The 693-nt window shown below is 64.1% G+C and carries 1 protein-coding gene; it reads right to left on the reverse strand.

Annotated elements, in window-relative coordinates; translation table 11 throughout:
* A partial coding sequence (locus FLV34_RS39540; RefSeq protein ID WP_147945617.1) for a multicopper oxidase domain-containing protein occupies positions 1 to 693 on the reverse strand: 693 nt, incomplete at both ends.

The raw sequence follows: 693 nt of genomic DNA on the forward strand, positions 1-693 counted from the left end.
TTCGCCGGCGATGATTTGGAAGCCGAAGGATTCTGCGGGTCCTGTGGTTTTGGTGTCGATGATTCGGCTTTGGTCGTCTGGGTTGGTGAGTGTGCCGGTGCGGTTGTCGGCCCAGCGGTGTCCGTGGATGTGGAAGGTGTGGAAGAGGTTGCCGTGGGCGATGACGATGAATTCGACTCGTTCGCCGAGTTTGGCCGTGTAGTCGGGTGCGGTGGTGAGGTTGTTGGTTTTCATGTCGTTGAAGACGACGGTGAAGGTTTTGTCGGGGAGGGTGTCGCCGGTGCGGCGTACGACTAGTGGTCCGTAGAGGCCGAGGAGGATGCCGCCGGTGCCGTGGTCGGTTCCGACGACGTGGTCGTGGTAGTGCCAGTAGCCGGCGCTGCCGGGGGCGATGGTGCCGTCCGCGCGAGTGGTCGGGGCGTGGGTGCGCCAGGTGTAGACGTAGCGGCCTCCGGGTTGGACGACGCTGTCGTTCATCCGCGTGCCGTCGCTGCTCGTCTCGTAGTCGACGCCGTGCACGTGCAGGCTGGCGGTGACGTCGGTGTTGTTGACGAGTTCGATTTCGAGGGTCTCGCCCTCGATCATTTCGATGAGGGGGCCGGGGATGGTGGGCTTGCCGGGTTCCAGGCCGTAGCCCATCTGCCCATCGGGGAATTTGTCCACGTAGAGGGTGATGCGGCGGACCTCGCCCGG

It is taken from the genome of Microbispora sp. CSR-4 (assembly GCF_008033685.1).
Lineage (GTDB): Bacteria > Actinomycetota > Actinomycetes > Streptosporangiales > Streptosporangiaceae > Microbispora.